Here is a 5,313-nt window from a genome sequence, read left to right as displayed (position 1 = left end):
CGAGAGCTGGCCCTCGGGGAGGGGAAATTAACGTCCGGCGTGCTTCATAATACGCGCCTTGTCCAGCGCCCATTCACGATCTTTCAGGTCGGTACGCTTGTCGTGCTGTTTCTTACCTTTGGCGACGCCGATTTTCACTTTGCACCAGGCGTTCTTCCAGTACAGCGACAGGGCGACGACGGTGTAACCTTCGCGGTTAATGCGGCCGTACAGCGTGTCCAGCTCACGCTGGTTGAGCAGCAGCTTACGGGTGCGCGTCGGGTCGCAGACATAGTGGGTGGAAGCCACGGCCATAGGCGTAAAGTTGGCGCCGAACAGGAAGGCTTCGCCATCCTTCAGGATGACATAGCTATCGCCGATGTTGGCTTTGCCTGCACGCAGGGATTTGACCTCCCAGCCCTGCAGGGCGAGACCAGCCTCGTATTCATCTTCGATAAAGTATTCGTGACGGGCGCGTTTATTCAGCGCAATGGTGGCTGATCCAGGTTTGTGGGCTTTTTTCTTAGTCATAATGTCCTGAAGTCATCGTCTTATACACAGTTACCTCGATCGCATCCTGCGAGGTGTACTGCGCATCTTAGCACGAGTTGCGGCACAGCGTTTTTTTTAGCAGCAGATAAATGATATTATTTGCACTGTGTTTAAATGTGGAACCTGCTATGCCTCAGATTAGCCGTACTGCGCTGGTGCCTTTCAGCGCGGAACAGATGTATCAACTGGTAAACGATGTGAAGTCCTATCCTGATTTTCTGCCAGGCTGCACCGGTAGCCGCGTGCTGGAATTGGGGCCGACGCAAATGACGGCGGCGGTTGATGTGTCCAAAGCCGGCATCAGTAAGACCTTCACCACACGCAATACACTGACCAGCAACCAGAGCATTTTGATGAGCCTGGTGGATGGCCCGTTCAAGAAGCTGATTGGCGGCTGGAAGTTTATTCCGCTGAGCCCCGAGGCCTGCAAAATCGAATTCCATCTCGATTTCGAGTTTACCAATAAACTGATTGAGATGGCTTTTGGCCGGATCTTCAAAGAGCTGGCCGCTAACATGGTGCAGGCGTTCACTTCGCGCGCCAAAGAGGTTTACAGTGCCGGCTAATATTCGTGTTGAAGTCGCCTACGCGCTGCCTGAAAAGCAGTATCTGCAGCGGGTCACCCTGGACGAGGGGGCGACGGTCGAGCAGGCGATTATCGCCAGCGGTCTGCTGGCGCTGCGTGATGACATCGATCTGGCGAAAAACAAGCTGGGTATCTACAGTCGTCCGGTAAAGCTGCATGACGAAGTTCACGACGGCGACCGGGTGGAAATCTATCGTCCGCTGATCGCAGACCCGAAAGAGCTGCGTCGCCAGCGGGCAGAGAAAAGCGCCGCAAAGTAACCTGCAGCAGACCGACTATCAGCCATAAAAAAAGCGCTCATCGAGCGCTTTTTGCTTTTCCGGGCCTTACTGACTGGTCAGCGCAGGCTTGTTATCAATGTTAGTCAACACACCGCCGCTGTTGAAGGTCAGGGTTAGGGTCTGCTGAGTCACTTTCTGGTGGCCCGGCTCCTGACGGAAGACATAGAACCAGGTATTGGTGCCGAACGGATCCGTCATCATTGGCGTCCCCAGAGCATAAGCTACCTGCTGTTGCGTCATACCGACACGAATTTTTGCTACATCGTTTGGTGCCAGATAGTTACCCTGGTTGATGTCAGGACGGTAAACCACTCGTTCCAGAGTGGAACAGCCTGCGGTCAACATAAGAAGAACCGCTGCGGCAGCAGTCAGCGTTTTACAGCGCATAGTGATTTGATTCCTTTTTGGGCCCGAGCAGTACGTGGCTCATCTGTAATATGCCGATAATAATAGACCTTCGCGCCGTTGGAAACCTCCGGCTGCAGGTCAGCAGGCAATTTGCTGTTCACTATGACCCTGTGAAAATCAAAAAGTTTACGCCGCAAGCAACTCTTTCGCGTTCGCCAGGGTGTTGCGCGTGACTTCGCTGCCGCCCAGCAGACGGGCCAGCTCCTGCAAGCGAGCACGTTTATCCAGCGGCTGCATATGGGTTTCGGTCATCTCGCCATCGGTCTCTTTGCAGACAAAGAAATGATGGTGGCCGCAGCCTGCGACCTGCGGCAGGTGGGTCACGCACATCACCTGCGTGGACTCGCCCAGCTGGCGCAGCAGCTTGCCGACCACGGCGGCGGTGGGGCCGCTGATACCGACGTCCACTTCGTCGAAAATCAGCGCCGGGGTTTCCATTTTACGCGCGGTGATCACCTGAATCGCCAGCGCAATGCGCGACAGTTCGCCCCCGGAGGCCACTTTGGCGATTGGCTGCAGCGGCTGACCTGGGTTAGTGGTGACGCGGAACTCAATATGGTCGGCGCCGTCGGCGGTGAGATGGCGTTCATCGAACGCGACCTCAATCGCGAAGACCCCGTGCGGCATCGAAAGTGAGTGCATACTCTCAGTGATAAGCTGGGTCAGCTCGTCGGCGCTGGCCTGGCGCAGGGCATGCAGCTGGCGCGCGGTCTCCAGCGCCAGCTGATGATGTTCTACCACCTGCTGGCTGAGGGATTCCAGCGAGCCGGCGCTGTCGTCCAGCAGGCGCTGCTCTTCCAGCATCGCCTGATAAACCGCCGGCAGCTCTTCCGGCATCACCTGATGTTTACGCGCCAGCGCGATTTGTCGGGAAATCCGTTGCTCAAGTTCAAACAGACGGTTCGGATCGAGATCCAGACGGTCATGGTAGTGGCGCAACTCGTCGCTGGCCTCGCTGAGCTGAATGGCCGCCTCTTCCAGCATATCCAGGACGCCGGAAAGCTTGCTGTCCATGCCCACCAGCTCGCTGACCAGCTGCTTCGCGGTATAAAGCTGGCTCTGCAGATTGGCCTCTTCGCCGTCCGCCAGTACCGTAAGGGCGTGCTGGCAGGTGCTGAGCAGCTGGCCGCTGTTGGCCAGGCGCTTGTACTCTTCGTCAATCTGCTCGAATTCTCCCGGCAGCGGGTTAAATTCGTTCAGCTCTTTAAGCTGATACTGCAGCAGATCGGCGCGGGCGGCGCGCTCCTGGCTCTGCTGCTGATGCTGGGCCAACTCGCGGCAGCTCTGGTGCCACTGGCGATAGTGTTCGGCCATACGCTGAGTAAGCGCATACTCACCGGTATAGCCGTCGAGCAGCGTTTTTTGGTGTTCGGGTTTGGTCAGCAGCTGGTGGGCATGCTGGCCGTGGATCTGGATCAGCAGCTGGCCCAGCTCGCGCAGCTGCGAGAGCGGGACGGCGGTGCCGTTGATGAAGCCGCGCGAGCGGCCGTCGGCGCTGATCACCCGGCGAAGTAAACACTCACGCCCGCTCTCCAGCTGATTCTCTTCCAGCCAGCGCTGGGCGGCCGGGGTATCTTTCAGCGCGAAGCGCGCGCACAGGTCGGCACGGGTGGCGCCGCGACGCACCATGTCGGCTTCTGCTCTGCCACCGAGGCACAGCCCCAGCGCGTCGATGGCAATAGATTTCCCGGCGCCGGTTTCCCCGGTGATGGCGGTCATGCCGCTGTGGAAATCAATTTCCAGTTCACGAACGATAGCAAAATTACTGATGGTGAGTTGCGCCAACATAGCTGCCTTCCTGTATGAAAAACCAATACTGTGTTTTCGTACAGTATAGACTGGTTTTTTATCCAGTAAAGAGGCAGCCGTGAAAATCAGAACAATTTTTTCGACCAGCCGAGCTTGGTGCTTAATGTATTGAAATAGCTGTAATCTTTAGGGTGAATCAGATTGAGGTGATAATCACAGCGGCGAATGAGGACATCTTCGCCATCCTGGATCGGCAGGGCAATCTGGCTGTCGCAGCTGATCTCCAGATCGCTGCAGCGGTGAGAGAAGCGCAGGCGGATGGTGCTGTCGCCGTTGATCACCAGCGGTCGCGCTGAAAGGGTGTGCGGGAACATCGGCACCAGGGTGATGGCGTCCAGCGACGGCGTAAGGATTGGGCCGCCGGCCGACAGCGAATAGGCGGTGGAGCCGGTCGGAGTGGAGATAATCAGGCCATCGGATCGCTGAGAGAACGCAAAGACTTCGTCGATATAGACTTCGAACTCAATCATATGCGCCACTTTGCCGGGGTGCAGCACCACTTCGTTGATGGCGGTGCTGATACGTTTCTGGCAATCCTGCTGACACACCTGGGCCTCCAGCAGAAAGCGTTTCTCGGCGATGTAGTGGCCTTCCAGCACGTCGGCGAGCTGCTGCAGGGCGTTGTCCGGGTCAAGGTCGGTGAGAAAGCCGAGGTTGCCGCGGTTAATGCCGATGACGTTAATGTCGTAACGGGCCAGGGTCCGCGCCGCGCCGAGCATATTGCCGTCGCCGCCCACCACCACCGCGAGGTCGGCCTGTTGGCCAATCTCCGCCAGCGTGCCGGTTTTCACGTTGCTGAGCTGAAGTTCATGGGCGATCTGCTGTTCAACCAGCACTTCATACCCTTTGCTGCACAGCCAGCGCCAGAGCATTTCATGTGTGGTCAGGGCGGTGGGGTGACGAGGATGTCCCACAATGCCGATACACTTGAAATGGTTCTTCATGATCTGGATGTCCTTGCGTTAAATGAAATAGTGACAATCTGTCCGCTTCCCTTGAAACCCGGAAACTGATCCCCATAATAAGCGAAGTTAGCGAGATGAATGCGAAAAAAACGCGGAGAAATTCATGAGTAGTAAAGAACAGAAAACGCCGGGGGGGCAAGCCCCGGAAGAAATTATCACGGAGCAGCTCGACGACGTTGAGGCGGTAGAGCCTGAAGTTTCGGCTGAGCAGGTGGATCCGCGCGATGAAAAAATTGCGAATCTGGAAGCCCAGCTGGCTGAAGCGCAGAAACGTGAACGTGAAGTGATGCTGCGTGCCAAAGCCGACGAAGATAACCTGCGTCGTCGTACCGAGCAGGATATCGAGAAAGCGCACAAATTCGCGCTGGAAAAATTCGTCAATGAACTGCTGCCGGTGATCGACAGCCTGGACCGCGCGCTGGAAGTGGCTGACAAGGCTAACCCGGAGCTGGCGCCGATGGTGGAGGGGATCGAACTGACCCTGAAATCTATGCTGGACGTAGTGCGTAAGTTCGGCGTGGAAGTGATCGCCGACACCAACGTTCCGCTGGATCCGAACGTCCACCAGGCCATTGCGATGGTCGAGTCTGAAGATGTGGCGGCGGGCAACGTGCTGTCCGTGATGCAGAAAGGTTATACCCTGAACGGCCGTACTATTCGCGCCGCGATGGTGACGGTAGCGAAAGCGAAATAACGCTTGCTGCCTTGCTCAACGGCTGCCTGCGGGCGGCCG

Annotated in this window: 7 protein-coding genes; 3 read left to right on the top strand and 4 right to left on the bottom strand. The window is 57.0% G+C overall.

What is annotated here, in order from left to right; all coding sequences use genetic code 11:
- Positions 1-27: 27 nt before the first annotated feature.
- The gene (smpB, locus tag HMPREF9538_RS03940; RefSeq protein ID WP_002914164.1) at positions 28-510 is read right to left on the bottom strand and encodes an SsrA-binding protein SmpB; all 483 of its coding nucleotides are present in this window, start codon (positions 508-510) and stop codon (positions 28-30) included.
- A 149-nt stretch (positions 511-659) separates the two neighbouring features.
- Between smpB and HMPREF9538_RS03945 the strand changes: the two genes are divergently transcribed.
- Together HMPREF9538_RS03945 and HMPREF9538_RS03950 are read left to right on the top strand one after the other, a co-directional pair.
- Positions 660-1,097, top strand: a complete 438-nt coding sequence (locus HMPREF9538_RS03945) for a type II toxin-antitoxin system RatA family toxin (protein WP_004174798.1) — start codon at positions 660-662, stop codon at positions 1,095-1,097.
- Positions 1,087-1,377, top strand: coding sequence for an RnfH family protein (locus HMPREF9538_RS03950; RefSeq protein ID WP_004145682.1), 291 nt, complete (start codon positions 1,087-1,089; stop codon positions 1,375-1,377). Before HMPREF9538_RS03945 ends, HMPREF9538_RS03950 begins: the two co-directional genes overlap by 11 nt.
- 66 nt (positions 1,378-1,443) lie before the next feature.
- Here the strand turns inward: HMPREF9538_RS03950 and bamE are convergent, their stop codons facing one another.
- The 3 genes from bamE to nadK all read right to left on the bottom strand — a co-directional run bounded on the left by bamE (position 1,444) and on the right by nadK (position 4,559).
- Positions 1,444-1,785: an outer membrane protein assembly factor BamE gene (gene bamE, locus HMPREF9538_RS03955; protein WP_002914160.1), complete on the bottom strand. Its 342-nt coding sequence runs from the start codon at positions 1,783-1,785 to the stop codon at positions 1,444-1,446.
- Between the two features lie 147 nt (positions 1,786-1,932).
- Positions 1,933-3,594 (bottom strand): DNA repair protein RecN, encoded by a 1,662-nt coding sequence (recN, locus tag HMPREF9538_RS03965; RefSeq protein WP_004174799.1) that lies wholly within the window; start codon positions 3,592-3,594, stop codon positions 1,933-1,935.
- Between the two features lie 86 nt (positions 3,595-3,680).
- Positions 3,681-4,559 carry an NAD(+) kinase gene (gene nadK, locus HMPREF9538_RS03970; protein WP_002914158.1) on the bottom strand — a complete coding sequence of 293 codons (879 nt, stop codon included), beginning with the start codon at positions 4,557-4,559 and terminating at the stop codon, positions 3,681-3,683.
- Between the two features lie 124 nt (positions 4,560-4,683).
- Here nadK and grpE point away from each other — a divergent pair, with 124 nt between their 5' ends.
- On the top strand, positions 4,684-5,274 hold the full coding sequence (gene grpE, locus HMPREF9538_RS03975; RefSeq protein WP_009486141.1) for a nucleotide exchange factor GrpE: 591 nt from the start codon (positions 4,684-4,686) through the stop codon (positions 5,272-5,274).
- Positions 5,275-5,313 lie beyond the last annotated feature (39 nt).

This window comes from Klebsiella sp. MS 92-3, assembly GCF_000195655.1.
GTDB classification, from domain to species: Bacteria; Pseudomonadota; Gammaproteobacteria; order Enterobacterales; family Enterobacteriaceae; genus Klebsiella; species Klebsiella pneumoniae.
The sequence above is the reverse complement of the archived record's forward strand: the minus strand, read 5'-3'. Positions and strand labels throughout refer to the sequence as shown.